This window comes from SAR202 cluster bacterium (genome assembly GCA_016872355.1).
GTDB lineage: Bacteria > Chloroflexota > Dehalococcoidia > Lucifugimonadales > VGZY01 > VGZY01.
This window is the reverse complement of record VGZY01000004.1, coordinates 16,594-43,518: the sequence shown is the minus strand read 5'-3', so window position 1 is coordinate 43,518 and position 26,925 is coordinate 16,594. Positions and strand designations below refer to the sequence as shown.

34 protein-coding genes and 1 pseudogene are annotated in these 26,925 nt (G+C 63.5%); 28 read left to right on the top strand and 7 right to left on the bottom strand.

Annotated elements, in window-relative coordinates; genetic code table 11:
- Positions 1-50: 50 nt before the first annotated feature.
- Positions 51-914 (top strand): aminoglycoside 3'-phosphotransferase, encoded by an 864-nt coding sequence (locus FJ319_01835; GenBank protein MBM3933038.1) that lies wholly within the window; start codon positions 51-53, stop codon positions 912-914.
- A 303-nt stretch (positions 915-1,217) separates the two neighbouring features.
- Here FJ319_01835 and FJ319_01830 read toward each other — a convergent pair whose 3' ends face one another.
- Positions 1,218-1,685 (bottom strand): hypothetical protein, encoded by a 468-nt coding sequence (locus FJ319_01830; protein MBM3933037.1) that lies wholly within the window; start codon positions 1,683-1,685, stop codon positions 1,218-1,220.
- 29 nt (positions 1,686-1,714) lie between these two features.
- Between FJ319_01830 and FJ319_01825 the strand changes: the two genes are divergently transcribed.
- Positions 1,715-2,773 carry an aldo/keto reductase gene (locus FJ319_01825; GenBank protein MBM3933036.1) on the top strand — a complete coding sequence of 353 codons (1,059 nt, stop codon included), beginning with the start codon at positions 1,715-1,717 and terminating at the stop codon, positions 2,771-2,773.
- 51 nt (positions 2,774-2,824) lie between these two features.
- On the opposite strand, the gene FJ319_01820 is transcribed toward FJ319_01825, so the two are convergent.
- A complete protein-coding gene (locus FJ319_01820; protein MBM3933035.1) occupies positions 2,825-3,157 on the bottom strand; it encodes a hypothetical protein in 333 nt (110 codons plus the stop codon).
- A gap of 193 nt (positions 3,158-3,350) precedes the next feature.
- Between FJ319_01820 and FJ319_01815 the strand changes: the two genes are divergently transcribed.
- The 4 genes from FJ319_01815 to FJ319_01800 all read left to right on the top strand — a co-directional run bounded on the left by FJ319_01815 (position 3,351) and on the right by FJ319_01800 (position 5,953).
- Positions 3,351-3,788, top strand: coding sequence for an NUDIX hydrolase (locus FJ319_01815; protein MBM3933034.1), 438 nt, complete (start codon positions 3,351-3,353; stop codon positions 3,786-3,788).
- Complete coding sequence (locus FJ319_01810; protein ID MBM3933033.1) at positions 3,742-4,410, top strand: GNAT family N-acetyltransferase; 669 nt, start codon at positions 3,742-3,744, stop codon at positions 4,408-4,410. Before FJ319_01815 ends, FJ319_01810 begins: the two co-directional genes overlap by 47 nt.
- Before the next feature lie 82 nt (positions 4,411-4,492).
- On the top strand, positions 4,493-5,308 hold the full coding sequence (locus FJ319_01805) for a hypothetical protein (GenBank protein MBM3933032.1): 816 nt from the start codon (positions 4,493-4,495) through the stop codon (positions 5,306-5,308).
- A 3-nt stretch (positions 5,309-5,311) separates the two neighbouring features.
- Positions 5,312-5,953 (top strand): hypothetical protein, encoded by a 642-nt coding sequence (locus tag FJ319_01800; protein MBM3933031.1) that lies wholly within the window; start codon positions 5,312-5,314, stop codon positions 5,951-5,953.
- A gap of 2 nt (positions 5,954-5,955) precedes the next feature.
- On the opposite strand, the gene FJ319_01795 is transcribed toward FJ319_01800, so the two are convergent.
- The 3 genes and pseudogenes from FJ319_01795 to FJ319_01785 form a co-directional block, all read right to left on the bottom strand.
- Positions 5,956-6,687 (bottom strand): ATP-binding cassette domain-containing protein, encoded by a 732-nt coding sequence (locus FJ319_01795; GenBank protein ID MBM3933030.1) that lies wholly within the window; start codon positions 6,685-6,687, stop codon positions 5,956-5,958.
- Positions 6,684-7,346 carry a tungstate transporter permease gene (locus FJ319_01790; protein MBM3933029.1) on the bottom strand — a complete coding sequence of 221 codons (663 nt, stop codon included), beginning with the start codon at positions 7,344-7,346 and terminating at the stop codon, positions 6,684-6,686. Before FJ319_01790 ends, FJ319_01795 begins: the two co-directional genes overlap by 4 nt.
- A pseudogene (locus FJ319_01785) lies at positions 7,343-8,294 on the bottom strand (hypothetical protein). The gene FJ319_01790 and the pseudogene FJ319_01785 overlap by 4 nt, the downstream one beginning before the upstream one ends.
- Positions 8,295-8,343: 49 nt before the next feature.
- Here FJ319_01785 and FJ319_01780 point away from each other — a divergent pair.
- The 5 genes from FJ319_01780 (at position 8,344) to FJ319_01760 (ending at position 12,827) form a co-directional block, all read left to right on the top strand.
- Positions 8,344-9,291, top strand: a complete 948-nt coding sequence (locus tag FJ319_01780; GenBank protein MBM3933028.1) for a complex I NDUFA9 subunit family protein — start codon at positions 8,344-8,346, stop codon at positions 9,289-9,291.
- 81 nt (positions 9,292-9,372) lie between these two features.
- A complete protein-coding gene (locus tag FJ319_01775; GenBank protein ID MBM3933027.1) occupies positions 9,373-10,773 on the top strand; it encodes a bifunctional folylpolyglutamate synthase/dihydrofolate synthase in 1,401 nt (466 codons plus the stop codon).
- A 114-nt stretch (positions 10,774-10,887) separates the two neighbouring features.
- Positions 10,888-12,138: a beta-ketoacyl-ACP synthase II gene (gene fabF / locus FJ319_01770; GenBank protein MBM3933026.1), complete on the top strand. Its 1,251-nt coding sequence runs from the start codon at positions 10,888-10,890 to the stop codon at positions 12,136-12,138.
- Between the two features lie 64 nt (positions 12,139-12,202).
- The gene (locus FJ319_01765; GenBank protein MBM3933025.1) at positions 12,203-12,436 is read left to right on the top strand and encodes an Arc family DNA-binding protein; all 234 of its coding nucleotides are present in this window, start codon (positions 12,203-12,205) and stop codon (positions 12,434-12,436) included.
- Positions 12,426-12,827, top strand: coding sequence for a type II toxin-antitoxin system VapC family toxin (locus FJ319_01760; GenBank protein ID MBM3933024.1), 402 nt, complete (start codon positions 12,426-12,428; stop codon positions 12,825-12,827). The genes FJ319_01765 and FJ319_01760 overlap by 11 nt, the downstream gene beginning before the upstream one ends.
- A 17-nt stretch (positions 12,828-12,844) precedes the next feature.
- Here FJ319_01760 and FJ319_01755 read toward each other — a convergent pair whose 3' ends face one another.
- Complete coding sequence (locus FJ319_01755; protein ID MBM3933023.1) at positions 12,845-13,213, bottom strand: hypothetical protein; 369 nt, start codon at positions 13,211-13,213, stop codon at positions 12,845-12,847.
- Between the two features lie 219 nt (positions 13,214-13,432).
- Between FJ319_01755 and FJ319_01750 the strand changes: the two genes are divergently transcribed.
- Positions 13,433-13,657 (top strand): ribbon-helix-helix protein, CopG family, encoded by a 225-nt coding sequence (locus FJ319_01750; protein MBM3933022.1) that lies wholly within the window; start codon positions 13,433-13,435, stop codon positions 13,655-13,657.
- A 55-nt stretch (positions 13,658-13,712) separates the two neighbouring features.
- Here the strand turns inward: FJ319_01750 and FJ319_01745 are convergent, their stop codons facing one another.
- Complete coding sequence (locus tag FJ319_01745; GenBank protein ID MBM3933021.1) at positions 13,713-13,895, bottom strand: hypothetical protein; 183 nt, start codon at positions 13,893-13,895, stop codon at positions 13,713-13,715.
- A gap of 133 nt (positions 13,896-14,028) precedes the next feature.
- On the opposite strand from FJ319_01745, the gene FJ319_01740 reads away from it, so the two are divergent.
- The 16 genes from FJ319_01740 (at position 14,029) to carA (ending at position 26,902) form a co-directional block, all read left to right on the top strand.
- Complete coding sequence (locus tag FJ319_01740) at positions 14,029-15,303, top strand: exo-alpha-sialidase (protein ID MBM3933020.1); 1,275 nt, start codon at positions 14,029-14,031, stop codon at positions 15,301-15,303.
- Positions 15,304-15,370: 67 nt separating this feature from the next.
- Positions 15,371-16,507 carry an exo-alpha-sialidase gene (locus FJ319_01735; GenBank protein ID MBM3933019.1) on the top strand — a complete coding sequence of 379 codons (1,137 nt, stop codon included), beginning with the start codon at positions 15,371-15,373 and terminating at the stop codon, positions 16,505-16,507.
- Between the two features lie 344 nt (positions 16,508-16,851).
- Entirely contained in the window at positions 16,852-18,186 is a 1,335-nt protein-coding gene (locus FJ319_01730; GenBank protein MBM3933018.1) for an exo-alpha-sialidase, read from the top strand.
- 35 nt (positions 18,187-18,221) lie between these two features.
- Positions 18,222-18,497, top strand: a complete 276-nt coding sequence (locus FJ319_01725; protein ID MBM3933017.1) for an AbrB/MazE/SpoVT family DNA-binding domain-containing protein — start codon at positions 18,222-18,224, stop codon at positions 18,495-18,497.
- Positions 18,497-18,964 (top strand): type II toxin-antitoxin system VapC family toxin, encoded by a 468-nt coding sequence (locus FJ319_01720; protein MBM3933016.1) that lies wholly within the window; start codon positions 18,497-18,499, stop codon positions 18,962-18,964. Before FJ319_01725 ends, FJ319_01720 begins: the two co-directional genes overlap by 1 nt.
- Positions 18,965-19,031: 67 nt before the next feature.
- On the top strand, positions 19,032-19,313 hold the full coding sequence (locus FJ319_01715) for a CopG family transcriptional regulator (GenBank protein MBM3933015.1): 282 nt from the start codon (positions 19,032-19,034) through the stop codon (positions 19,311-19,313).
- Positions 19,297-19,635, top strand: coding sequence for a type II toxin-antitoxin system PemK/MazF family toxin (locus FJ319_01710; GenBank protein ID MBM3933014.1), 339 nt, complete (start codon positions 19,297-19,299; stop codon positions 19,633-19,635). The genes FJ319_01715 and FJ319_01710 overlap by 17 nt, the downstream gene beginning before the upstream one ends.
- Before the next feature lie 82 nt (positions 19,636-19,717).
- Positions 19,718-20,383 (top strand): HAD family phosphatase, encoded by a 666-nt coding sequence (locus tag FJ319_01705; GenBank protein MBM3933013.1) that lies wholly within the window; start codon positions 19,718-19,720, stop codon positions 20,381-20,383.
- A gap of 120 nt (positions 20,384-20,503) precedes the next feature.
- Complete coding sequence (locus FJ319_01700) at positions 20,504-20,926, top strand: DUF1761 domain-containing protein (GenBank protein ID MBM3933012.1); 423 nt, start codon at positions 20,504-20,506, stop codon at positions 20,924-20,926.
- Between the two features lie 339 nt (positions 20,927-21,265).
- On the top strand, positions 21,266-21,811 hold the full coding sequence (gene pyrR, locus FJ319_01695) for a bifunctional pyr operon transcriptional regulator/uracil phosphoribosyltransferase PyrR (protein ID MBM3933011.1): 546 nt from the start codon (positions 21,266-21,268) through the stop codon (positions 21,809-21,811).
- Between the two features lie 5 nt (positions 21,812-21,816).
- Positions 21,817-22,857, top strand: a complete 1,041-nt coding sequence (locus FJ319_01690; protein MBM3933010.1) for an aspartate carbamoyltransferase catalytic subunit — start codon at positions 21,817-21,819, stop codon at positions 22,855-22,857.
- Between the two features lie 4 nt (positions 22,858-22,861).
- A complete protein-coding gene (locus tag FJ319_01685) occupies positions 22,862-24,184 on the top strand; it encodes a dihydroorotase (protein ID MBM3933009.1) in 1,323 nt (440 codons plus the stop codon).
- A gap of 185 nt (positions 24,185-24,369) precedes the next feature.
- Positions 24,370-25,083 (top strand): alpha/beta fold hydrolase, encoded by a 714-nt coding sequence (locus FJ319_01680; GenBank protein ID MBM3933008.1) that lies wholly within the window; start codon positions 24,370-24,372, stop codon positions 25,081-25,083.
- Positions 25,084-25,117: 34 nt separating this feature from the next.
- Positions 25,118-25,579, top strand: a complete 462-nt coding sequence (locus tag FJ319_01675; GenBank protein ID MBM3933007.1) for a type II toxin-antitoxin system VapC family toxin — start codon at positions 25,118-25,120, stop codon at positions 25,577-25,579.
- A complete protein-coding gene (locus tag FJ319_01670; protein ID MBM3933006.1) occupies positions 25,566-25,757 on the top strand; it encodes a hypothetical protein in 192 nt (63 codons plus the stop codon). The genes FJ319_01675 and FJ319_01670 overlap by 14 nt, the downstream gene beginning before the upstream one ends.
- A gap of 32 nt (positions 25,758-25,789) precedes the next feature.
- Positions 25,790-26,902: a glutamine-hydrolyzing carbamoyl-phosphate synthase small subunit gene (gene carA / locus FJ319_01665; GenBank protein MBM3933005.1), complete on the top strand. Its 1,113-nt coding sequence runs from the start codon at positions 25,790-25,792 to the stop codon at positions 26,900-26,902.
- Positions 26,903-26,925: the final 23 nt, after the last annotated feature.

The following is a 26,925-nucleotide window of genomic DNA, read 5'->3' as shown; positions in this document are numbered from 1 at the left end:
TTCGAGAGGTTCGACTGTGCAACAACCTCCCCAGTTGACCCGGGAGCGGCTTGTCCGCCATAATGGCATATTCCCCGGAAAAGGTTGCCGCTTTGGCCAGAAGAAGAGCATCGCCCTTTGACCTAACATCCCTGCCTGAGGCTATCAAGTCGCGACTGTCCGGATATGACAGGCGCTCGGACTTCACCGGCGGGTGGTCAACGGCGGACGTCTTCCGTTTCGAGGGCAAGCACAGGCCGAGCCTGTTTTTGAAGCTTGTGAAGGGCGATGACCCGGAAGAGCTTTGCGCCGAGAAGGAGCGGATAATGTGGCTGGAGGGCAGGCTGGCGGCCCCGCGCGTGGAAGCATACGTGGAGACGCCGGAGGGCGCGTATCTCCTCACTTCGGCCATCCCGGGAGTCGCAGCATCGTCGGTACACGTGTCGTCAGAAGGGGATGCTGTGCGACTGGCGCGGCTGCTCGCGGCCGGGCTGCGGCAGGTGCATTCGGTGCCGATAGCCGCATGCCCCTTCGATATGACGCTGGCCGTCAGGATGGAGGCGGCCCGGGCCAACGTGATGGCGGGCAGGGTGGATGAGAGCAATTTCGAGGCTGAGTATCTTGGGAGGAGCGCATCTGCGCTATTCGATGAGCTCATGGCGAAGCGCCCGCCGACCGAGGACCTTGTATTCACGCATGGCGACTATTGCCTCCCTAACGTGATTCTGGAAGGTGAGTCCGTGTCCGGCTTCATAGACCTGGGCCGCGCCGGCGTGGCGGACCGCTACCAGGACATCGCGCTGGCGATACGGAGCCTGCGGGATAATCTCGGCCATCGTGAAGCGACGGAGCTGGCGTTTTGCGAGGAGTACGGCATCGGCAAGCCGGAGACGGAGAAAGTGGAGTTTTACATTTTGATGGACGAGTTTTTCTAGACCATCGGAGGCGGGCAGAGCCCGCCACTACGAGGGCACAGGGCGAGGATCCCGGCGCCGCGCCACCCCGGCCACCCTCTCTGTCGCCCGGAGCTGCGACATCTCCCGAGTCGAGGGGGAGAAAACAAGAGGGTGCAAACCGGGCACAATGGTTACGGGATGGCGCCGCATACCTCCTCTCCATTGAGGGAGAGGCCTTTGCCGCTCTGGGCAAAGGGTGAGGGTGGGCCTCGCCCACGCGTGACAATACCACCGCAACTGCCTTCTCAAACTACGAGCCGGCGCATGCGCCCGTATACCACTTTACGGCGCTACCGTGCTCTTGCTGCTGCGCGCGCTGGAGGGCGTGGTGTCGAATACGAAGAGGCCCTTATTCCAGTCGCTCACCACCGCCTTGTCGGGGCCGTCCAGGACGTAGACGCCCCAGCCGCCCATGAGCTTATAGTCAGTTACCGACAGGTCTGTGACGTGAGAGCCTGCGAGCACCGGTCTGGACGGGTCGGATATCTCGAACACCTGCAGGCCGTTCGTCCAGATGCTGTACAGGTAGTTGCCGACGATCATCGGGTCATGCACGGCGAACCTGTCGTTGAAGCCGAGCGAGCCTGGGGTCACCCTGGCCCCTGGGGAAATTACTTCCACCCCCTCTACCGTCCGCGCTAATCTGGCTGCGATGTTTACGTAGAGCGTATCGTGCCGGTCCGACGTGCCACGTTGCACAAAGCGACCATTTTGGACGTAGTGGTCGAGGATGCCCGGAACTACACACATGCGACTTCACAATCGGTGCCGACTGTGCCATGATTGCAGCCGGTCGGGAGGGGATGCGATTCGGAAGTCGTTACGGAGGCCGCATGGAGTACCGAATACTGGGCAAGACCGGCATCAAGGTCTCGGCGATAGGGCTAGGGAGCTGGCCCATCGGGGAGCTAATCGGCGGGGTGATCGGCGAGAGTGTGAAGCGCATCCCCAAGGGGTGGGCGGGGGCGGTGGACGAGGAGTCGATCAGGACGATACGCCGCGCCGAGGAGCTGGGAGTCAACCTGCTGCATAGCTCGAAAATCTACGGCGGCGGCCATGCGGAGTCGATAGTCGGCCTGGCGACGCGGGGCCGACGCGATAAATGGGTGATCTCAACGAAGGTGCGCGGGTTCTATACGGATGAGGCCGACATCCCCCACACCCGCAAGCGCATCATTGAGGCGTGCGAAGGCTCACTGCGGCGGCTGCAGTCCGACTACATCGACCTTTACATGCTCCACTCGCGGCCGCACCCGGAGACGCTGCAGGCGGCGATGGAGACCCTCACCCAGCTCAAGCGCGAGGGGAAGATACGCTGGTCAGGGGTCTCCACCACAGCCATCGACGGCATTGAAGGCCTCAAGAAGGCGATGAACTTCGGCGAGGTGGCCGGCATGGTGGTTGGCTACAACATGGTGCACCGGGGCTCGGAGGCGATGCTGCAGTTCGCCAGGGATAACAACATCGGCACGATGATAGCGTCGCCGCTCGCCTCCGGCGTGCTCTCCGGCCACTGGTTCGACAAGCTGCCGGAGCTGGACCCCCTGGACACGCGCTACCGCGCCTTCTACGGCGACCGCGCCAGGACCGAGACGGCGTTCAGGAAGTTCAGCGAGCTGCACTTCCTGGCTACCGGCGGCAAGCGTACCGTGGCGCAGGCCGCGCTGCGGTTCATCATCGATACGCCGGGCGTGACGGCGGTTATCCCCGGCGCGCTCCGAGTGGCCGAGCTTGAGGAGAACGCGGGCGCGGCGAGTGTTCCACCGCTGACGGCGGAGGAGCGCGCAAAGGGCGCGGCGATTGCGGAGGAGGGGGACAGGATCTGGCGAGGGAAGTAGATGCCGGCCGGGCCGGATGAATGACATGGCATCCGGCCCGGCCAAACGCAGCTACTTGCCCTTCGCTCCCGCGGCCTGCTTCGGCAGGCTGGCGGCGATGTACTCGCCGTCCTGCCACTCCGGGTCGGTTTCCAGGTGCTCGCGGAGCTTGCGGTACCAGCGGTCCTGCTCCGGATCCGCGGCGAGCGCGCGGTAGGCTGCCTGGTCCGAGAATATGACTACGACAATATACTCGTTGGCCGGGCCGCTATCGGGCTTCATAACGTACTCGCCAATGACGCCCTTCGCCTTCGGGGTCCTCTGCTCGTCCCATTGCTTCGTAATATCCATGACCTGCTGCTCGTGGCCCTTCTTGACCTTCATCTTGAAGATTGTGCCGTACACGGTCTCCTCCTGGGGGTCGTTCTCTGACTTCTGTCACTGCCAATCATAACGATCGCCGCGGGCGCGTCAATTCTCGATTTGTGCAATTTCGCCGGCGGGGGGGCCCGGAACAGCCGGCAACAGCGCATGCTCTCCGGTTGACGCTCTTCGTTGCTGGAAATAGAATGGGGCTAATACCCTAACGAACTGAAAAATGAGCCAAGACCAACCCGTTGAACACCTTTTGTCTGCCGGTGGAGTTGTATACAGAGATGGAGGCAATGAAAGGGAAATAGTACTTTGCGGGCGAAAATCGCCGGTGCTGTGGGCGCTGCCGAAGGGCACGCCGGATGCGGGTGAGACCCGCGAGCAGACGGCGGTGCGCGAGGTCCGGGAGGAGACCGGGCTGGACGTCCACCTGGAATGCTTTATCGATAAGGTGGAGTACTGGTTCGTCCGCCCCTTCGACAAGGCCCGTTGCCACAAGACCGTGCTCTTTTACCTGATGTCGCCGACCGGGGGCGACGTGTCCCTGCACGACCACGAGTTCGATGATGTCCGCTGGTTCCCCGTCGACGAGGCGCTCAAGCTGTTGACTTACGGAAATGAGGCCCGGATTGCTGAAAAAGGCCTTTCCATGGTTGCGAAATAGGTCCGATGAGCCCGGAGAGGCCAATGGCGCTTTGGCTATAAGGGGCGAGCGGGTGCTTCTCAGGGAGAAGGCGCTCAGGGACGCCGTGGAGGACTACGCCTGGCGCACCGACGAGGAGATCTCCCGGCTGGACGCCACGCAGCCGATAAGTATGTCGTACGCCGCCTTCCTTCGTTACACGAAGGAAGAGATGATGTATGCCAGCCAGTCCTCGCGCCGGTTTGCGATCGACACGGTGGAAGGCAAGCACATCGGCAACTGCATGTACTACGACATCAGCCTCAAGCGTGGCGAAGTTGAGCTCGGGATCATGATCGGGGACCGCGATTACCAGGGCCGGGGCTACGGAACGGAGGCGGTCGACCTGCTCCTGGACTACATCTTCACCACCACGCCGCTGAACCGCGTCTACCTTCACACGCTGGAGTGGAACCACAGGGCGCGGCGCTCCTTCGCCAAGTCCGGCTTCAAGGAGATACAGGCGGTACACCGGAGCGGGTTCGACTTCATCAAGATGGAGATTTTCCGCTGGGAGTGGGAGAAGCTGCGGGACGGGCAGGCCGGGCAGGGAAGCTCCTCGGCGCAGAACGGCGCGCCGGCGGGACCGAAGGTGGGCACCTAGCGGCCGGGACGCTCCATCCACCACTCGCCCCTGTGCAACCCCGGTAGTATCATAGGCGCATCCGGACCCCAGGAGGCGCGCCGTGCCGTCCGCCACGTCCAACAACTACGACCGCTTCGACCTCCCTATCCCCACGCTTTTTGTCGATGACGGAGATATCTCCTCCAGTCTCGGGATCATCCGCGCGATACACCCGGCGACGAAGCACGAGGGGAACCCTGTGCTGAGCGCTGAGATGCCGTGGGAGGACCAGCGCGTGCTGCTGGGCGGCTCCGTTCTCAAGGGGCCGGAGGGGCTGCGGATGTGGTACCAGGGGCAGATCAAGGCGCCCGAAGGCGCGCGCGACACCGGCGGAATTGTGAACCTGTACGCGGAGAGCAAGGACGGCGTTCACTGGACGCGCCCTGAGCTGGGGCAGTGGGAGTTCAATGGCAGCGCGGCGAACAACCTGTACGCCAACATGTTCGCCCGGCGGTCCGGCTTTCGGGGGCCGATGGGCGGGCGCTGGGACCACAACCAGAGCGTGATGTACACGCCGCTCCTGGGCGAAGACCGCCGGTTCACGATGATGTCCCGCACCTACGGCCGCGGCGTGAACACTTGCGAGGGATCGAGCGTCGCATTCTCCCGCGACGGCACCGACTGGGTGGACGGCCCTGATGAGCCGGTCATCCCCGGATGGGGAGACGTCACGTGGTTCATGTACGACGACGTTGCCAACAAGTTCCGCGGCACGGTCAAGACCTTCCTCCACGTGAGAGGCAGGTCGCGCCGGACGCCGATGTACACCGTCGGCGCCGACCTCTACAACTGGACCCTGCCCAGGCCGCCGTTCCTTCACGATGCTGAAGACGCCGCGTGGACGGAGGGCCACCCGGACCGGTTCACGCAGTTCTAAGGCATGCCGATGGTTAGGTACGAGTCCGTTGTGCTCGGCCTGCTGGAGATATTCCGGTGCTACGACGGTGCAAAGTCCACGGACGGCTTCCTGGACGTGCAGCTTGCGGTGATGCGAGAAGGCGGCAAATGGCAGCGCGTGGGGGACCGCACGGCGGCTATCCAGCTTGGCAAAGAGGGCGATTGGGACGGCGGCATTATCCAGACCGGCAACTCGCTGGTGGTGGACGGCGACGTGGTCCGCATCTACTTCACCGACTCGCGATACCGGCACGGCGACAAGGGGAAGCGCAATAACGAAACGTGGCAGGCGATCGGCATGGCGACGTGGCCGCGCGACCGCATGGTGGGGCTACGCGCCGGCAACCCGGGCGGGGAGGTCGTCGTCCGGCAGCCCATCCAGGGGAAGACCTTTCACATCAATGCGGACGCAACGGGGGGCGAGGTTGTGGTGGAGCTCGCGGGCGAGCGCGGCGCTCCGATAGGCGGCTTCGAGGCCGGGCACTGCGTGCCGCTGAGGCAGAGCTCGCTGGACCACACGGTGGTGTGGGAGGGCGGGTGGCCGCTGGCGGGGCTGGCGGGCACGCCGGTGGAGGTACGCATCAAGATGACGAACGCCGAGATCTTCTCAATGTGGTGGGAGTGAGGCTAGAACTCCGCCTCGCCGGCGAGGAACGCCCGTACCCTGCCGTCGCGAGGGGCGTTCAGCACCTCCTGGGCCGGCCCGGACTCGGCCAGCGCGCCGTATAGCATCACGCCGGCGTGAGTCGCCAGCCGCCGCGCCTGGAAGACGTTCTGCGTGACCAGCACCACCGTCGTGCCGTCCTCCCGGTTCAGCCGCGCCACAATGCGCTCGACCATGGCGGTGTTTTGCGGGTCCAGGTTTGCCGTGGGCTCGTCCAGCAGAAGCACGGCAGGCAGTATGGCCAGCGCCCTGGCGAGAGCCACCCGCTGCTGCTCACCGGCGGACATTGTTGCGGCGCGGGCGGAAGCCATGCCCGCCAGTCCAGCCGCCTCCAGCGCGCGCATTGCCTCGGCTGAAGCAGCGTTCTGCCCGCGCAGCTTCAGCCCGTACTCCACGTTGGAAAGCGCAGTCCCGGAGAAGAAGATCGGGCTCTGGAAGACCATCGTGACTGCGCGGCGGTGATGGATGTCCACGCTTCGTCGATAGTCCACCGGGCTGCCGCAGAAGCTCAGCGCCCCTTCGTCAGGCCTTTCCAGGAAGCCCAGCATCCGCAGCAAGGTGCTCTTGCCGGCGCCGTTGTGTCCCATGATTACAGTGAGAGAGCCGGAGGGCACGACCAGCTCCGGCACCCGGCAGACCTCCCTGCCATGGAACTGTTTTGAAATACCCTGGAGGACGTACGCCGGCTCACTCATTCGCCCGCCAGTCTCCTGCCCTGGAGGAAGAGCCAGGCGACGTTAATGAGAAAGGCCATCCCGAGAAGGACTCCGCCCAGCAGGAGCGCCTCGGCGAACAGGCCCATGCGGGTGAACTGGACGATGGCCGTCGTGAGCACCTGCGTGGAGCCCTTCAGGTTGCCGCCGACGATCATGACCGCCCCGACCTCCGAGATGATGCTGCCGAAGCCGCCGACGACCGCCACAACCACCCCCAGCCTGGCCTCCCGGAGGACAGCCAGCGCGGCTTGCATCTCGGTTGCGCCCAGCGTGAGCGCCTGCCTGCGTACCCCGGCGCTGACCCCAGAGACGGCGACCATCGTAAAGCTGGCAACGACGGGGAGGGAGATGATCACCTGGGCCGCGACCATCGCTTTAGGAGCGTAGAGCCAGCCTAGGCCGCCGAGCGGCCCTTGGCGCGAGAGGAGGAGGTAGACGAGGAGGCCGATGACCACCGGCGGGAAGCCCATACCGGCGTACAGGCTGGCGACTATGAGCCGCTTGCCCCAGAAGCGCCGCATGGCGAGCCATACGCCCAGGGGGATGCCGATCAGGCTGCTGATGGCGAGCGCGAAGCCGGACACCGTGAGCGAGAGGGCGACAATGCGCGCCAGCTCGGCGCCGTCGATATCGCTCATCTCGATGCGCCCGACGGCGCCGGATTGCGGACCCTCCATGCCTCGCTGTCCGGGAAGAACAGCGGCTCCCCGAACCTGTCCACGCCGAACCCGCCGATGACATGCTGGGTGTCGTAGCGGGTGAGGTATTCAACGAACGGTTTCGCGAGGTCGGCATTCACGTGCGGGTGGCGCTCCTTGCTGACAGTGATGACGCCGTACGGGTTGAGCAGCGAAGGGTCGCCCTGGGAGAGGACCTTCAGGGGCAAGCGCTCGGACATTGAGAGAAAGGTGCCGCGGTCCGCGAGGGTGTAGGCCTGCATCTCTCCCGCCATGATCAGCGTTTCGCCCATGCCCTGGCCGCTTGTCTGGTACAGGCTGCCGGGCAGGTCCTCAGGCTTGACGCCCGCGGCCGCCCAGATGCGCAGCGTCCTTGCTGTGGGTGCCGGAGCGGTCTCCCCTGGAAACGAACCTGATACTCGGCCGGGCAGAGCGGGTAAGCTGCGCAAACGCCTCCGGCGCGCTCGCCAGGGAAGCCACGCCGGCGGGGTCGTCCAGCGGGCCCACCAGCACAAAGTCGTTGTACATCACATCGCGCCGCTCCGAGCCGAAGCCATCCGCCATGAACTTGTCCTCGCGGGCGCGGTCGTGGACCAGAAGGACATCGGCGTCGCCGCGCTCGCCAATGGATATGGCCTCCCCTGTGCCGACGGCCAGCACCTGGACAGTGACGCACTCCGCCTTCTCAAACGCCGGAATGATGGCGTCCAGCAGTCCCGAATCGGCGGTGCTCGTGGTCGTGGCGAGGACCAGCGTCTTGTCTTTGGGCTCGCACCCGGTGAGCAAGACCAGAATCACAAGTAGCGCCAGCACGTTGCGCATTTTGACCTCGCCTCCGATAACTCGCGGTTGAGCGATAAGGTAGCACCAGGTTTCCCGTGGCGCAACCGCGGGCTGAATTGACACCATATTCGCGTGTTGTTACGCTCAATCGCAGGCGGGTCAACGGAGGGTGCAAATGATTCTCGTCACAGGCCCAACCGGCTTTGTGGGGCGGCGCGTTGTGGGCCAGCTGCACGCCCTGGGGATTCCTACGCGCGCGCTGGTGCGGTCCACATCCAGGACGGCGGCGCTGCCCCGGGAGGGCATCGAGCTTGCGCAGGGCGACGTGCTAGACGCGGAGTCGCTTGCCAAAGCGTGCGTGGGCGCGGACGCGGTGATCCACCTGGCGGCGGTGATCAGGCAGAAGGGGAAGCTGAGCTTCCAGTCTGTCAACTACGGCGGTGCCCGCAACCTGCTGGCGGCCGCGAAGGCGGCGGGCGTGAAGCGGTTCATCTATGCAAGCACAATCGGGGCGACGTCCGACGCCTCCATCCCGTACCTGTATTCCCGCTGGATGGCGGAGCAGGAGATAGCGCGCTCCGGCGTCCCTTACACAATTGTCAGATTTTCCGTCGGCTTCGGGGAGGGCGATGAGTTCTTCAACGTGCTCGCGGCGCTGGTGAAGCTGATGCCGGTGGTGCCGATCGTGGGAGACGGACAGTCGAAATTCCAGCCTATCGCGGTGGATGACGCGGCGAGGTGCCTCGTGGAGGCATACCGGCAGGAGGGCCACGAAGGGAAGACCTACGATATCGGCGGGCCTGAGCGGTACACGTACGCCGAGCTTGTCGACGTCATAGCCCGCACGCTGGGCGCAAAGTACGCGAAGGTCAGGGTGCCCGTCGCCGCGATGAAGCCGGCGGCCGCGGTGATGGAGGCGCTGACGCCCAGCCCGCCGGTCACGCCGGAGCAGCTCAAAATGCTGCATCTGGACAGCATCGCGGAGCCCGATTCCGTGCAAAAGGCCTTCGGATTCACGCCCCGGCCCATACAGGGGAACATCGACTACCTCCGCAAGATAGGCATAATAGACGCCCTCTCGATCAACCTTGGGTTCATGCCGGCGCACATTCGAGACCACTAGCGCGGCTTGTGCGATAATGTTTTGTCTTTTCAAGGTACGGTTGCGTGAGGCCTGCCTATCACACAGGACGGTGACGATTTGATGCCGGCCGACACCCCGGGAGCGGGGCCGCTGCTGGACTACGAAGGCGCCCTCAGGCTGATAATGGGCCTGCCGGACTTTGAGCGGGCGAAGCACAGCCCGGGCCATTCGACGTTCCACCTGGAGAGGATGGGTCTGCTCCTGGAGAGGCTCGGCAACCCTCACCAGGGAATTCCAACCGTTCACGTCGCGGGGACGAAAGGGAAGGGCAGCACGTCGGCGATGGTGACGGCCATCCTGACCGCGGCCGGGTACAAAACGGGGCTGTACACGTCACCCCACCTGCACAGCGTCACCGAGCGCATCCGCATCGGCAACGATAGTATCGCGAAGCAGGACTTCGCCGACCTGGTCGCTGCGATATGGCCGGACATCGAATGGGCGGGCCGGCAAGGCTATGGCGGGGTATCCTTTTTTGAGATCCTTACGCTGATGTCGTTCCTCCACTTCAAGCAGGCCGGCTGCGGCTTCCAGGTCATAGAGGTCGGGCTCGGCGGACGGCTGGACGCGACTAACGTGGTGTCGCCGGAGGTGAGCGCGATAACGCGGATAAGCCTGGACCACGTGCAGGTGCTTGGCGACACGTTTGCGAAGATCGCTCGGGAGAAGGCCGGGATCATCAAGCCGGGCTCGCCGGCGGTCGTAGCGCCTCAGGTTGATGAGGCGATGGCCGTGTTCGAAGAGGTGGCGGCCGGGCGCGGCGCGCCGCTGGTGAGCGTATCGCGCGGGATGTCGTGGACGCCGCGAGGATCGGACGCGGGCGGCCAGCACTTCGAAGTGAGGAGCGCTCGCGAGACTTATCAGGTGCGCACGCCGCTCCTGGGCGAGCACCAGATGGAGAACGCCGCGACGGCGATTGCGGTGGCCGAGACGCTGGCGGACAAGGGCTATGCCATCAGCAAGGATGCAATCCTGGAGGGATTGCGGACAGTAAACTGGCCGGGCCGACTTCAGATTCTATCCAAAGGACCCGTCCAGATAGTCGTGGACGGCGCGCACAACCCGGACTCGATCGCCCGTCTCGTCAGGGCGGTGAAGGGCCTGTTCAAGTACAGGCAGGTGCACGTCGTCTTCGGCGCTATCTCCGGGCACAGCCTTGATGGCATGCTGGCTGAGCTGGCGGCGCTTGAGCCCGCGCAGGTGTACGCTGTGCGCTCGCGGCACCCGAAGGCGGGCGCGGCGGACAGCATCGCCGCGGCGGCGGCCGGTGCAGGGCTGCCGGTGGCGCGGGAGACGGGCGATGTTGGCGCGGGAGTGCGGCTGGCGATGGCGGCCGCATCGAAGGGCGACCTGGTGCTGGCCACGGGGTCACTATCGGTCGTTGCAGAGGTGATCGAGGAGATACAGGGGATACCGCCGGAGCTGTACCCGACGCTGAAGGGGCCGGCGGGCCCCCCGTAGAGACGACCCTCCGGGTCGTCTCGGTGGTTTGGGCAAACGTGTTGCGGCAACGCATGAGACGCCCCAGCGGGGCGTCTCTACATTGGGAATATCGGTCGAATTCGTGAGGTCTATATGAGAGAAAACAGGAAGCGCGTCGTAATCACCGGCATGGGGGCGATGACGCCGCTGGGCCAGACCGTCGATGAGTTCTGGGGCAACCTGGTGAAGGGCGTCTCCGGCATCGCGCCGATCACGCTGTGCGACGCATCGCCGTTCCCGTGCAAGATTGCGGGAGAGGTGAAGAACTTCGACCCCGCGAGCTACTTCGACGGGAAGGAGGCGAAGCGGCAGGCGCGCTTCTCGCAGCTCTCGGTGGCGGCGGCGGCGATGGCCGTGAAGGACGCGGGCCTGGACTTCAGCAAGCTGGACAGCGAGCGCCTGGGAGTCGTAATGGGCAACGGCAACGGCGGCTTCCCGACGACCGAGGAGAACGCCCGCGTGCTGGTGGACAAGGGCGGCATGCGGATGAGCCCTTTCTTCATCACGATGATCCTCCCGAACATGGCCGCGTCCAACGTGAGCCGCCTGTTCGGCCTGAAGGGCTACACCTCGACGATCATCACCGCCTGCGCTGCCGGCACGCAGGGCGTTGGCGAGGCAACGGAGGCGATAAGGCGCGGCGCGGCGGACCTGATCCTGGCGGGCGGCTGCGAGGCGGGCATCAGCCAGCTCGGCCTGGGCGGCTTCAACGTGATCAAGGCGCTGTCCCGCCGGGAGGGCGACCCCACGAAGGCGAGCCGGCCGTTCGAGGCGGGGCGCGACGGCTTTGTGCCGTCGGAGGGGGCGGCCATACTCGTTCTCGAGCGCCTGGAGCACGCAGTGAAGCGCGGCGCGAATATCCTGGCGGAGGTCATTGGGCAGGGCGTCTCGTCGGACGCGTTCCACCAGGTGCAGCCGGACGACGAGGGCCTGGGCGCGGCGCGCGCTATCCGGTGGGCGCTGGAGGACGCCGGCATCGGCCCGCGGGACGTGGACTACATCAACGCTCACGGCACGTCCACACCGAAGAACGACCACGCGGAGACGCTGGCGGTGAAGAAGGCGTTCGGCGAGCAGGCGTACAAGGTGCCAATGAGCTCCACGAAATCGATGATCGGCCACGCCCTCGGCGGCGCGGGCGCGATCGAGGCGGTCGTTTCCGTTAAGACGATACAGACGGGCACCATACACCCGACGATCAACTACGAGACGCCGGACCCGGAGTGCGACCTGGACTACGTCCCGAACGTCGCGCGGCAGAAGAAGGTGGACACGGTCCTCTCCAACAGCTTCGGCTTCGGCGGCCAGAACGCCTGCCTCGTGATACGGCGGTTCGTGGAGTAAAGAGGTTGCAATGGTGCTGTTTTGAAGGTAGAATGGTTCCTATATACAACCAAGGAGCACCGCTATGTCAGTCAGCTGGACCTTAAAGAATGTACCTGACGATATTGCCGAGCTGCTTCGCGAACGAGCTAAACAGAACCATCGATCAGTCAATGGTGAACTCTTGGCGATCCTTGAAGCCGCGGTCAAGCCTCAATACGTGACAGTCCGTGAGTTAAGCGAACGAGCTAAAGCGCTGGGCGTACAAACGCCCAACGAATCAACGCGATGGATAAGAGAGGACCGGGATGCCAGGTAAGGTGGTGGACGCCTCTATCTTCGCCGCCATTGCCTTCGAGGAGCCTTCCGCGGTCCAAGCCAAGACCCTACTTGAGGGGGTTGATGAGTTTTTCGAGCCTCATTTGCTTGCCTATGAGTTGTGTAACGTAGCGAAAAAGAAGATTCTGGCCGATATATACCGATACCAATCAATTGCATCGCAACTGAGCTTCGCTTTGGCAATGAAGATCCATTGGGTGCCGGTAGACCATTCTGAAGTTCTGGATATAGCCCTTCAGACGAAGCTCTCAATTTACGATGCGTCTTATCTATACCTTTCGAAAAAGCTAGGCGCGCCCCTGGTAACCTTCGACGACAAACTTCGCACGGCCGCAGACAAGTACCTGGGTCCAGGCGGCACGCCGAACTAATCTGCTATTGCCTGGGGCTACGACGCCGACACATCCTCACCGCCGCGCTGAAGCTCTGCCTCCTCCAGCCACCGCTCCAGAAGCTCGAACGACTCCTCGACGTTGAAGTCCAGCGACGCTATAGATACCGCTCGGAAGAGGACCCCTGTGGAGACGCGCGCCTTCACGGCCTTTCCCAGCGGTGGAAGTTTTACCCCCAGCGCCTTCGCCATGAACCCGCCCGCAGCCATCCCATCCCGCGTGATGTAGCACTCCACGAGCATCTTCCCGTCGTGGCTGAGCTTCAGCCCCTGCTCGTCCTGCGACAGATCAAGCGCCAGGTGCGCGCGCGGCGTGGATATCAGCTCGTCGGCATAGTCGTGAATTTTGACGTTGGTGTCAGGCATGGTGTTAGGTGTCAGGGATTGGGTGTTAGGTGTTAGGTGTTAGGTGTTAGGAAAACCGGGAAGGCAGCATTTCCAAACTGAGTGTAACATTGCGAAAAGCTGGAGGAAACCCGCGGGAAGAGAGCAAGAAAGTGCGCGAGGCGCTCGGGTGGCGGAAGCCGCCGGAGGGAAATGTATAGCTGAATTGTACGTAAGGGCCTGCGATGGTATGATCATGACATGGAACGCACAACGATATCTATACCTGAGGAATTGCTGGAACGACTTCGGACAATTGCCTCCGAGCGAGGCACATCCGTAGCTGCTATTGTGCGTGAAGCACTCGAAGAAAAAACGAAAAGCCATAGACCTCGGCCCAAGAGCATCGGGATGTTTGCCTCCGGCCATTCGGACACCGCCAGGAGCGCAGGTGATATTAAGACGGTGCCCAGGTCATGGCGCTAGTGCAGAAACTGAGTACCTTCTCACTAGCCGTGGCCAGACTCAGGCTTTTCTTGTTTTACTTGAGGACGTCCTCTCCGGCGCGTACTTGGTTGAAGACCTTACGCCAGCTGACTATCTCCGTGTCCATGAGCTCTGCGTACGGTACGCGGACTCCGACATCGGCTTCGTAGATGCTTCCGTCCTTGCTATAGTCGAACGCCTTCGCGAGCCAAAGCTTGCCACTCTTGACCAGCGGCATTTTCGCATTCTCCGCCCCCGGCACGTTGACGCCCTGAGGCTATTGCCAGAATAGGCCTGTGACTCTACTATGCTCCCCACGGACGGCTCCGCTACACCGGAGCCGCCACCGGCTAAACTCGCGGGAGCATGCCATGCCTGAATACGTAAACACCATCGTGAAGATGGGCAAGGTAGACCAGAGCCCGTCTTATGGGGCGGTGATCCCGCTCAACGACGGGCGGCTGATGTGGATATACACCTCCGGCAGGGCCAACCCCGCACTCCCCGTTCGGGCGAACTTTTCCAGCGATGGAGGCGCGACGTGGTCCGCGCCCGTGCACCTCAAACTCACGACCGGCGAGCCCTTCGTTGCCGTCCTCGATACGAACCTCTTCAGACTGAAGTCCGGCGGCATCGGCCTTGTGCTGCGGGGGTCCGCGAAGGCCGGAGCATACGAGGCCGACTACCAGGCGAGCATCATCTTCTCAGCCTCGCAAGACGAGGGCGCGACGTGGTCGCCGCCAGTGACTATCAACCCGCCCGGAACGAACGCCGTCATTACGAACGAGAAGTCGATCGTCCACAGCAGCGGCCGCATCATCGTGCCGTACTACATCGGCATCGGCGCGAAGCCGTATGGCGAAGTGCGGGCGGTGCAGAGGTACGGCGCGAGCTTCAGCAATCCCGAGCGCGCGACGCTCTACTACTGCAGCGCGTTCCTTTCCGACGACGAGGGCGCGACGTGGAGGCGGAGCAACAATGAGGCCTTCGTGAACCTTGAACACGGCGCGGGAGGCAGCTACTCCATGGGCGAGCCGGCCGTGGTGGAGCTGAAGGGCGGCAAGGTGCTGATGCTGGCGCGCACAAACGTTGGCCGCTTCTTCCAGAGCGTATCCGACGACGCGGGCGAGACGTGGATGCAGCCGGAGCCGACGCAGCTCGCATGCTACCCCTCTCCGGCGACGATCAAGCGCATCACGACCACCGGCGATCTGGTCGTCATCTGGAACCAGATATCACAGTGGGAAACTATGAACGGCCTCTACCGCCACCGCCTTAGCACTGCTGTGAGCAAGGACGAGGGGAAGACGTGGCAGCACCACCGCAACCTGGAATCGATGGACGACGTGTCCTACATCGAGCCGGGGCCGATCCAGATCGACCTCGTAGGCAAGTTCAAACAGCCGGCGGACCTCAAGCGCTACCACCGATCTCCCGGCCCGCTGCGCTTCAACCAGCCCTCGTGTGTCTTCGTTGGCGACAAGGCGGTCATTACCTACGGAATGTGCGTCTTCGGCGACAAGGCGGAGATCCCGGAGCGGTTCGGCTTATCGTACGAGGCGCTCATGGAGAAGCTGGGCCTCGCCCCGTACGACCGGGGGAACAAAGTCCGGGTAGTGTCGTCGAGCTGGTTCTACGGTGAGTAGGGTAGGCCCCGATGGAATCGGGGTTCGGAGCAACAGTGAGCTGTCGGTAACAGCCGGAGGGAGGCCTATGGCGTCGGATCTCGTTAATGCGACGATCAAGCTGGACACGGTAGACCTCAGCCCATCCTACGGCGCTGTGCTGCCGCTGCGCGACGGCCGGCTCATGTGGGTGTACGGCTCCGGCAGCGCGGACCCCGTGAAGCCCGTGCGGGCGAACTTCTCCGAGGACGGTGGCGCGACGTGGTCCGCGCCGGTGCACCTCAAGCTGACGACCGGCGGGCCGCTGCCGGCCATCATGGAAACGAACATCTTCAGGCTCAAGTCCGGCGGCATCGGCCTCGTGATGCGGGCCTATGCCCACACGGGCGCGTACGAGGCGGACTACCACGCCGGGCTGATATTCACCTCCTCGAAGGACGAGGGCGCGACGTGGTCGCCGCCGGTGCGCATCAACCCTCCGGGGGCGGACGCCGTATGCGCCAATGAGAGCTCGATAGTCCTGAGGGATGGACGGATAGTTGTCCCCTTCTACGACATGATGGGGCCGATGCCGACGGGCGACGTAAGGGCCATCAAGCGACTGGGAGAGTCGTTCGACGGCGCCTCTCGCTGCGCGCTTGCGTACTCCAGCGCGTACTACTCCGACGACGAGGGCGCCACCTGGAAGCGCAGCAACAACGAGGCATTCGTCGTCCTGGACACCGGCGCGCTGGGCTGCTATTCGATGGGGGAGCCGGCTGTGGTGGAGCTCGTTGACGGGCGGGTGATGATGCTCGGCCGAACGAACCTGGGCCGCCACTTCCAGTGCTATTCCGACGACCTCGGCGAGACATGGTCGATGCCCGAGCCTACCGGCCTAGCCTGCTACCCCTCACCCGCGACGGTCACTCGCATCCCGCGCCCTCACCTCCCTCACCTGTCGCCGGAGCGCGACATCCTCTCCCGCGGGGCCGGGAGAAGAGAAAACGGTAGCGACCTCGCCGATGCCGACCTCCTCGTTATCTGGAACCAGGCGTCGCAGTGGGAGACGATGAACGGCCTCTTCCGGCACCGGCTGACCTGCGCCGTCAGCAAAGACGAGGGCAAGACGTGGCAACGCCACCGCAACCTGGAGTCGCTGGACGACGTTGCGTATATCGAACCTGGGCCGGTAGAGGCGGACCTGATCGGCAAGACGGCCCAGCCGGTGGACCGCAAGCGCTAACACCGCGCTCCGGGGCCGCTCAGGTGCAACCAGCCATCGATCACCTTCGTTGGCGACACCGCCATTATCACCTACGGCGTGCGCGCCTTCGGCGACAAGGCGGAGAACCCGCAGCGCTTCGGAGTGTCCTACCAGGCGCTTATGGAGAAGCTGGGGCTCGCCCCCTTCGACAGCGGCAACCGGGTCCGCGTGCTGAAGACGGCCTGGTTTTATGGGGAGTAGGGGGAATGGCAGTGGGCAGTGAGCAGTCGGCAGTCGGCAGTCGGCAGTGAGCTAACAGCCTCCTTCTCCCGTTCCGCCGCGCGAACCGGGAGAGGGACAATACAAAGAGCCGGGAGAATCCAGTGTCCACTGAAATTACCAACGTTACGATCAAGATGGATACCGTCGGGCTCAGCCCGTCGTATTCGAGCATCATTGGGCTGAAGGACGGGCGGCTGATGTGGGTATGGGGCGAGGGCGCGAAGGACGACAGGCCGATCAAGGTCAACTACTCGTCGGACATGGGAAAGATGTGGACCGCGCCCGTGTCTATGAAGCTGGCGGGCGGCGGCGCCCTCACGGGCTCCTTCGAGACGCAGCTCGTGCGTTTGACCAGCGGCGCTATCGGGCTCTCCGTGACCCGTTACCGACCGGCGGACGGCTCCAGCGTCAACACATTCCACAGGTCGACGGACGAGGGGGCGACGTGGTCGGACGGCGTGGACGTGAGCCCGCCGGGGACGGACATCCACACGAACCACGACAACCTCATCGTTCTGCGGACGGGTCGCGTTGTGATGCCCTCCTTTGCGACCCTCAGGACAAAGTACCTGGGCGGCGACCCGAAGAAGCTCCGGCGCTTCGGAGAGGACTTCGCAGGCGGCGCGGGCGGCGTGCTCGCGTTCGGCTTCGCGTACTACTCCGACGACGAAGGCCGGACGTGGCAACGGAGCAAGAATGAGTCGTGGGTCATCCTGGGCAACGGCGTGGGCGGCTCGTTCTCGATCGAGGAGCCCGCCGTCGTGGAGATGAAGGACGGCCGCGTGATGATGGTCGGCCGCACGCAGCTCGGCCAGTACTTCAAGGCGTACTCGGACGACGGCTGCGAGACGTGGTCGGAGGCTGTGCCGACCGGCCTCGCGTCCGGGGCTGCGCCGTGCAACATCAAGAGGATACCGCGCCCTCACCTGTCCGCGGAGCCGGACGTCCTCTCCCGCGGAGCCGGGAGAGGAGAACACGGTAGGGATCACGCCGACACGGACCTGCTCGTCATCTGGAACCAGACATCGCCGTGGGAGCTTATGCAAGGCTACTACCGCCACCGCCTCACCTGCGCCATCAGCAAGGACGATGGCGAGACGTGGCAGCACCACCGCAACCTGGAGTCCCTGGACGACGTCGCGTACATCGAGACGCCGCCGATCGAGCGCCTCCTCATCGGCAAGTTCCGCCAGCCCACCGACCGCAAGCGCTACCACCGCGCGCCCGGCCCGCTCCGCCAGAACGAGCCCGCGCTGACGTTCGTGGACGGCAAGGCGGTGATCACCTATGGCATTTGCGTCTTCGGCGACAAGGCGGCGATCAGGGAGCAGTTTGGGATCGAGTACACCGCCCTCATGGAGAAGCTGGGCCTTGCGCCGCACGACCGCGGAAACAGGGTCCGGGTGCTGGACCCGCGGTGGTTCTACGGGGAGTAGGGGATCGCACGAATTGACGGAATGGATTTCCTTACATATTTGCCTTACAATGTGTCACGGAGCATATTCCTTCCGGAGAAGCAGACGTGACAAGCGCAAAACTTACCACGAAGGGGCAGATTACCGTTCCCAAGGAAGTCCGTGAGGCTTTGGGCCTGCGTGAGGGCGATGAGCTCGAGTTCATTTCTGAGCGCGGCAATATGATGGTCCGGAAGAAAGTGCCACCCGGGCACCTCAAGAAGTACCGTGGTTACCTGAAGCACCTGGCCGGGCAGGACCCGGATGAGCTTGTCAGGGAGATGCGCGGGTAATGATCACCGCGATCGACACCAATATCGTGCTGGATGTACTGATTTCCGGCGCACCTCACGGAGACTCCTCCGAGCAACTTCTCGAAGATGCCGCGCGCTCTGGCGCGACGATTATTTCCGAACCGGTCTATTCAGAGCTCGCCGCGAACTTTTCTCAGGTGAACGACCTGGAGGAGTTCCTTTCAGAGGCCAGCATACGGGTACATCGATCGGGCGCGGAAGCACTCTTCCTGGCCGGCAAGGCGTGGCAGTCCTACAGGCAGCGCCGGCCTTCCAGGATGATTTGTGCCTCCTGCGGAGCAATGGCCGCCGTCAGTTGCGTCAGCTGCAATTCGCCGCTGGCCCAGCGGCAACACGTGCTGGCCGATTTCCAGATAGGCGCCCACGCTATTGTCCACGCCGACCGTTTACTCACCAGGGATCGCGGGTACTACCGCACGTACTTTCCTGAACTCATTCTTGTCTGAGTATTCCTGCTTGGCCATACTTGCGTTCATACTATTGGTATGACAAGATTTACGGTGGAGGTGTGAAATGGCGCAAAGCACAACGGCAAAGGTTACTATCAGTCTTCGGAAAGAGCTGTTGGAGGTAGCTGATAGGCTTGCCAGGGAGCGAGACACTACACGCAGCGGGGTTATCGCAGACCTGTTGGAGAAGGAGGAGAAGGCCCGTATCTATGCGCTGATGGAGGAAGGCTATAAAGAAATGGCGGAGGAAAATCAGCGTTTGGCTGCGGAATCGTTCCCTTACGCCCAGGACATGATCTTCAACAATACTGTGTGGGAAGAAGGGCCAGTTGATAAGACGCGGTGACATTAACTGGCTCGAACGCCGGACGAGCGGCACTGTGCAAGGCGGTAGACGGCCGGTGCTCATTATTCAAAACGATGCTGGCAACAGGACAAGTAGAACTACTATCGTCGCCGCCATAACGTCTCAGTCGAAATCTCGGCCATACCCATTTCATGTGCCGTTTACCGCACTTGAAAGCGGGTTGCGATTGGACGGCCTCGTCTTGTGCGAACAAATACAAACAGTAAACCAGACAGAATTAGGCGCACAGATCGGCAATCTTCCTTTTGAGAAGATGCTGGAGGTTGACGAGGCTCTGCGCAGAAGTCTCGGACTGGTGTGACATCGGTGGGCTGAGACATTTGCGCGTCGAAAGAAGCGTCCACCGCTTCCTGTCATCGAGATCCCTGCAATTGCGAGAACCAATGGCCAACTATCTTCGCGCGGCGTGCTTCGACTTCGACGGGCTAACGGTTGACTCCGAGCCGCTGCACTTCGAGTCGACGCGGCTTGCAATGGCTGGCCACGGCATCGCGTACACGCAGGCGGACGGCGAGCGGTATATCGGGGGGACGGTGGAGGCGACGATGCTGGCCATCGCACGGGACTACGGCATACCCGACGGGCGTGCGCTGCTCTCCGCCCGGGACCGGTATTTCGACGAGCTTGTCCGGACGCAGCTCCAGCCACGCCCAGGCGTCCGCCGCCTTTTGGACAGGCTGGCGGAGCGGCGCGTGCCTTGCGCGCTGGTCACATCCGGCACGCGGTCGTACGTTGAGACAGCCTCGGCGCAGCTTGGCCTGCGGGGGTACTTTGCGGCGGTGGTTGCCGCGGAGGACGTTGCGCGCCACAAGCCGGACCCCGAGCCGTACCTGAAGGCGGCAGCCGCCCTTGGCGTGGCGCCGTCGCTGTGCCTGGCGCTGGAGGACTCGCCCACGGGGGCGCGGTCCGCGAAGCGGGCGGGGATGTACTGCATCGCCGTGCCGAGCCAGTCGACGGCGTACATGGACCTCTCCCGCGCCGACCTCCGGATCGAGTCGATGGAGATCGTCGACAGTTCTTTACTGAATACACTGTTCGGCCCCCTATAGATTCCCCGATACGCCGCAGGCCCCCTAGATTTTGCAGCGATTCGACTGTAGAATCCACTTCCGTTATCGGTGTCGACGCTCGGCGTGGATGTCAAAGGAAGTGAAGCAAAGGAGCTCTGTATGCCGTTTGAGATCTCGGACCTGAACTTTCTGGCAATAGCGGCGGGAATTGTTTTGTTCATGGTGGGCGGCATGGCCTGGTACGGCGTGTGGGCAAAGCCCTGGATGGCGGAGACGGGGATTACGAAGGAGCAGATCGGCACGTACAAAGGGACGACGAAGTCGTGGATGCCCTACGTGGTCGCGGTGGTGTGCGCGACCGTTATCACGCTGTCGCTGGCCTCGCTGGTGGAGGCCCTGGACGCCTCCAAACTAATGGGCGGCATCAAGATCGGCGCGGTGACCGGCATCGGCCTGGTGGCGACGAGCATCGCGACGAACTACGCGTTCGAGTACAAGACTCCGCCCCACTGGGTGATAACGGCCGGCTACTCCGTCGTGATGATAATCATCGTGACGGTGCTGCTGACGCTCTGGCAATAAGAGGGCAGTTGGTAGTTAGAAGTTGGTAGTTGGCAAGAACAGACAGGGCGGACCGGTTGGTCCGCTATGTCTGTTCTCGGGCGAATCGGCCGCCCGCCCGCCTTGAAGGGTGGGGGTGGGACCGCGTATACTTGAGTGAGTGACTCTGACAACGGTCCTTTAAGTCAGTCCCGAGAGGCTGGCAAGGCTAATACGAAGCGGGCGCGCGGGTACTTACCGGCGTTGCCATGCGCGGCGCGGGCCGCAGTAGCCTCTTGCCACAACCTCAACGGCGAGAGGTTTTTTTGTGCCCTCTTATCCCCTCTCCCCTCTCAGGGGAGAGGGTTAGGGAGAGAGGTTATGACCGAGCAGGCGGTTGAAACACGGCAGATTATGGACGCCGACCAGGTGCGGCGGGCGATGACGCGCATCGCGCACGAGGTGCTGGAGCGCACCGGCGGGGCGAAGGATATCGTCCTGGTGGGGCTGCACTCGCGCGGCGTGCCCATCGCGCGCAGGCTGGCGACTCTGATCAGCGAGTTCGAGGACGCGGACCCGCCGGTGGGGTCGCTGGATATCGGCCTTTACCGCGACGACCTTTCCACCGGCGGCAGGCCCATCATGCGGCCCACGCACATACCGGTGGCCATCGAGGGAAGGCTGGTGGTGCTGGTGGACGACGTGCTGTTCACCGGCCGCTCCATCCGCGCCGCGATGGACGCGCTGAACGACTTCGGCAGGCCACGCCGTATCCAGCTAGCGGTGCTGATAGACCGCGGCCACCGGGAGCTGCCCATAAGGGCGGACTACGTGGGCAAGAACGTGCCGACCTCGATGGAAGAGGAAGTGAAGGTCCGCGTGCAGGAGCTCGACGGCGTGGACGAGGTCCTGATCCAAAGGAGATGAGAGGCATGACCCTTCAAGGGACATCATCGCAAGCCGCAGCAAGCCGGGTGGCCGGCGTGCAGACGATCAACCCGAACGCGCGGCCCCAGGCGGGCAGGCGCCACGTGCTGGACCTGGACGACTTTACGCCGCAGGAGGTCGACGACGTTCTTCAGAACGCCGTCGCAATGCGCGAGGTTCAGCAGCGGGCCATCCGCAAGGTGCCCACGCTGCGCGGCAAGAGCATCTTCACGCTCTTCTACGAGGCCAGCACACGCACCCGCGCATCGTTCGAGCAAGCGGGGAAGATTCTCAGCGCGGACGTCATCAACGTCTCCTCCAGCGGGAGCAGCGTGGAGAAGGGCGAGACGCTCTACGATACGGCGCTGACGCTGCAGGCGATGAACGCGGACATGATCGTCATCCGCCACCCGCACTCGGGCGCGCCGCACTTCCTGGCCAGGCACCTGGACGCCAGCGTCATCAACGCCGGCGACGGCGCGCACGCGCACCCCACGCAGGCGCTGCTGGACATGTTCACCATCCAGCAGCACCTGGGCAAGATCAAGGGCGTGAAGGTGGTCATCGTCGGCGATATCCTGTACAGCAGGGTGGCGCGGTCCAACCTGTGGGGGCTGACGAAGATGGGCGCGGACGTGACGCTGTGCGCGCCGCCGACGCTCCTGCCGCCGGACTTCCTGAACGGCGCCAAAAGGCAGAAGGGGCACCCCTTCGCCGGCGTGAAGATCGAGAACAACGTCGAAAAGGCGCTGGAGGGCGCGGACGTGGTCATGGCGCTGCGCCTGCAGCTTGAGCGCATGAAGGCCGGCCACCTGCCCACGCTGCGCGAGTACTCGCGGATCTGGGGCATCAACCCGCGCCGGATGAAGCTGGCAAAGCCGAATGCGCTTGTCATGCACCCGGGCCCCATAAACGAGGGCGTGGAGATCGACCCGGAGGTAGCGCACGGCGCGGCCTCGGTGATCGAGGAGCAGGTCACGAACGGCGTCGCCGTGCGCATGGCGATACTCTACACGCTGGTCACCCCGGCCCACGGAGGAAAGTAGCCACATGACCCCCATTCTCATCTCCGGCGGGCGCATCGTCGACCCGTCGCAGAACATCGACAAGATCGCGGACCTGCTCATCGAGAACGGCGTCATCACCGGCATCGACGCGCGGATCAACCCGCCTGCGGGCGCAAAGGTAATCGACGCGCAGAGGCTGATCGTGTGCCCGGGCTTCATTGACCTCCACTGCCATCTCCGCGAGCCGGGGCTGGAGTACAAGGAGACGATCGCGAGCGGCACGCTGGCGGCGGCACGCGGCGGCTTCACCACCCTTTGCGCGATGCCGAACACCAACCCGGTCATGGACAACAGCTCGATAGTGGACTTCGTCAACCGCCGCGCGAAGGAAGAGGGCGTCGTGCGCGTCCTGCCCATCGGCGCGGTGACGAAGGGTAGCAAGGGCGCCGAGCTGGCCGAGATGGGCGAGATGGCGAAGTCCGGCGTCATCGGCTTCAGCGACGACGGCCACCCTGTGGGCGACGCCAACGTGATGCGCCAGGCGCTCAGCTACGCCTCCGGCCTGGGGCTGCCGATCATCAACCACTGCGAAGTGAAGGAGCTGTCAGGCGCGGGCGTCATGAACGAAGGGTGGGTGGCCACGCGCCTCGGCCTGCGCGGAATACCCCGCTCGTCAGAGGAGGCGATGGCGGCGCGCGACGTCTCGCTGGCGGAAATCACCGGCGGCAGGCTGCACGTCGCCCACGCAAGCACGTCGGGCACCGTGGAGATAGTGAAGCGCGCGAAGGAGCGCGGCCTGAGCGTGACGTGCGAGGTAACGCCGCACCACCTCACGCTGCCGGACGAGACGGTGCTGGGCTACGCGAACATAGGCAAGCGGTTCGACCCGCTCACGACGGCGTCGTACGACACCAGCGCGCGCGTCTCGCCGCCGCTGCGGGGACGCGAGGATGTTGCCGCGATGGTAAAGGCGCTCAAGGACGGCGTTGTGGACTTCATCGCGACCGACCACGCGCCGCACAGCCGCACGGACAAGCAGTGCACGTTCGACGAGGCCGCTAACGGCATCAGCAACCTGGAGACGACGCTCGGACTGCTCATGACGCTGGTGCACTCCGGCGGCATGCCGCTGCCGCTGCTTATCGAGAAGCTGACTGTCGCGCCGGCGAAGTTCCTGGGCAGGAACCTCGGCACGCTGAAGGCAGGGGCGCCCGCGGACGTGACCATCTTCGACCCGGACGCCGAGTGGAAGGTGGACGCAAAGCAGTTCGCATCCAAGGGCAAGAACACGCCACTTGACGGCGCGACGCTCAAGGGCAAGGTGGCCGCAACGGTTTACAGCGGGCAGGTGGTCTTTGGGGGCTAGGGACTGGGGACTGGGGAACAGGCGCAGCAGCCGTCACCCTCACCCTTCGGCCAGGGCGCCGAAGACCTCTCCCGTCAAGGGAGAGGTAAGAAGGGGGCAGACAGCCTGAGCCCTCACCCTTTGCTCAGAGCAGCAAAGGCCTCTCCCTCGGGGAGAGAAGGAAGACTAGAAGGCGGAGCGTTTGAATGGCTACTTACGTGCTGGTGCACGGCGCGTTTCACGGCGCGTGGTGCTGGGACAAGTTCATACCCTACCTGGAGAAGGCGGGCCACAAGGCCATCGCCGTGGACCTGCCGGCGCACGGGAAGGACAGGACGCCGCCGGCCGGGTTGCTGATCAAGCATAACGTCGACAAGGTAGTGCAGGCCCTGGACTCGCTGCCCGAGAAGGTAGTGCTTGTGGGCCACAGCCTGGCGGGAATCACGATCTCCGGCGTCGCGGAGGCCAGGCCGGACAGGATCAAGACGCTGGTCTACCTGACCGCGCACCTGCTCAGGGACGGCGAGTCGGTCCCAGAGGTCACGGCGAAGAATGAGCCCTCGAGGCTGCGGCCGATCGTCTCCCCCAACCCGGACGGCGTGACGATTAACATCGACGTCTCGAAGGTGAAGGGCGTCTTCTACCAGGACTGCGCGGACGAGGACGTCGCGAGGGCGCAGAAGCTGCTCCAGCCGGAGCCGACCGGCCCGCGCGGCGACAGGGTGCGCGTCACCGACCAGAACTTCGGCCGCGTTCCGCGCGTGTACATAGAATGCCTCCAGGACTTCGCGATCATGCCGTCCTTCCAGAAAAACATGTACACCGCCACTCCGTGCAAGAAGGTCTATACAATGAACACCGGCCACTCGCCGTTCCTGTCAGCGCCGGCCGAGCTGGCGAAGATACTGGGCGAGGTGTGATGTTAACCGGGCTAAAAGAAAGTGCAGGTGGTCTTTGGAGAAGAAAAGGGTGTACGCAGACACATCCGTCTTCGGTGGAGCGTACGATAGGGGCTTTGATGAGGCAAGCAGCCGTTTCTTCTCCCAAATAGCGGACGGCCGGTTTCAGCTAGTCATTTCAACTCTGGTTCTCAAAGAACTTGAGCCGGCCCCTCCGAATGTTCAGGGGGTACTCGATGAAGTGCGTGAGCTGCTCGAGCTCGCCGAGATTACTCCGAGCGTTAATGCGTTAGCTGAAGCATATATTCGGGCCGGGGTCGTATCTACGAAATGGGCGGAAGATGCAATTCATGTTGCAGCAGCGACGGTTTCAAGATGTGGAATGATAGTAAGCTGGAACTTCAAACATATCGTTCAGTACGACAAAATACCGCTGTATAACGCAGTCAACACATTGCAAGGCTATGGCAATATCGGGATTTTCTCCCCGTTGGAGGTGGTATATGGCAAGGACTAAGCGTATAGAGGCCGTAGAACTCCAGCACAAAGGCGGCGAAAGCATCCGCAAGGATCTGGAAGGTCTGTCGGAGGACGAAGTACTGAAGTACTGGAAAGACCTTAACGAGAAGTTCAGGCGTGAGCACGAGGAAGCAATCGCCAAACGTCAAAAGAGAAAAACGCCCGCGCACAGATGAACCAAAAAGGCTATTTACCTGTGAGAGAATCAATGCAGACTCCCGCATACCTTGTGCTTGAAGACGGATCCGTGTTCACCGGGTACGCCTTCGGCGACCAGAAGTCCACCTACGGCGAGGTGGTGTTCAGCACCTCCATGACCGGCTACCAGGAGATGCTGACCGACCCCTCCTTCGCCGGCCAGATCGTCGTGCCCACGTACCCGCTCATGGGCAACTACGGCATCAACGAGCGAGACTCGGAGTCGAAGAAGGTCCAGGTCTCCGGCTTCGTCGTTCGCGAGCACTGCCTGGAGCCGAGCCACGCCATGAGCACCGGCACGCTGGACGGCTACCTGAAGGCGCAGGGCATCCCCGGCATCAGCGGCGTGGACACCCGCGCCATCACCCGCCGCCTCCGCAGCCGCGGCGTCATGATGGGCATCATTGCCATCGGCGAGTCGCCTGAGGCCGCTCTCGCCCGCCTGAAGGAGATGCCCGGCTACGGCGATACCGACTTCGTCTCGCTCGTCACTACCAGCAAGCCGGACACCTGGGGCGACCAGCCCGTATGGCGGCGCGAGGCACCGGAGACGAAGTACCGTGTCCTGATAGAGGACTGCGGCCTGAAGTACAACATCATGCGAATGCTCCGCACCCGCGGCTGCGAGGTCATCGCGATGCCCGCCAAGGCGACCGCGAAGGAGTTCCTGGACCGCAAGCCGGACGGCATCATGCTATCCCCGGGGCCGGGCGACCCGAAGCTGCTGGACTACGCGGCGGAGACGGCAAATGGGCTGATCGGCCGCGTGCCCATATTCGGAATCTGCCTGGGCAACCAGGTCCTCGGGCGCGCGTTCGGCGGAAAGACGTTCAAGCTCAAGTTCGGCCACCGGGGCGGCAACCACCCGGTGCGCGATAACGTGACCGGCAGGGTGCACATCACCTCGCAGAACCACGGCTACGCGGTGGACGCCGACACCCTGCCGTCGGACGTGGAAGTCAGCCACATCAACCTGAACGACAACACGGTGGAGGGCATGCGCCACAAGTCTCTGCCCGTGATGAGCATCCAGTACCACTCCGAGGCCTCGCCGGGGCCGCTGGACAACGAGTACATGTTCGACAGGTTCATCGAGATGATCAAGGCTGGTGCGAAGAAGTGATGTATAATAATGATGCACACTTG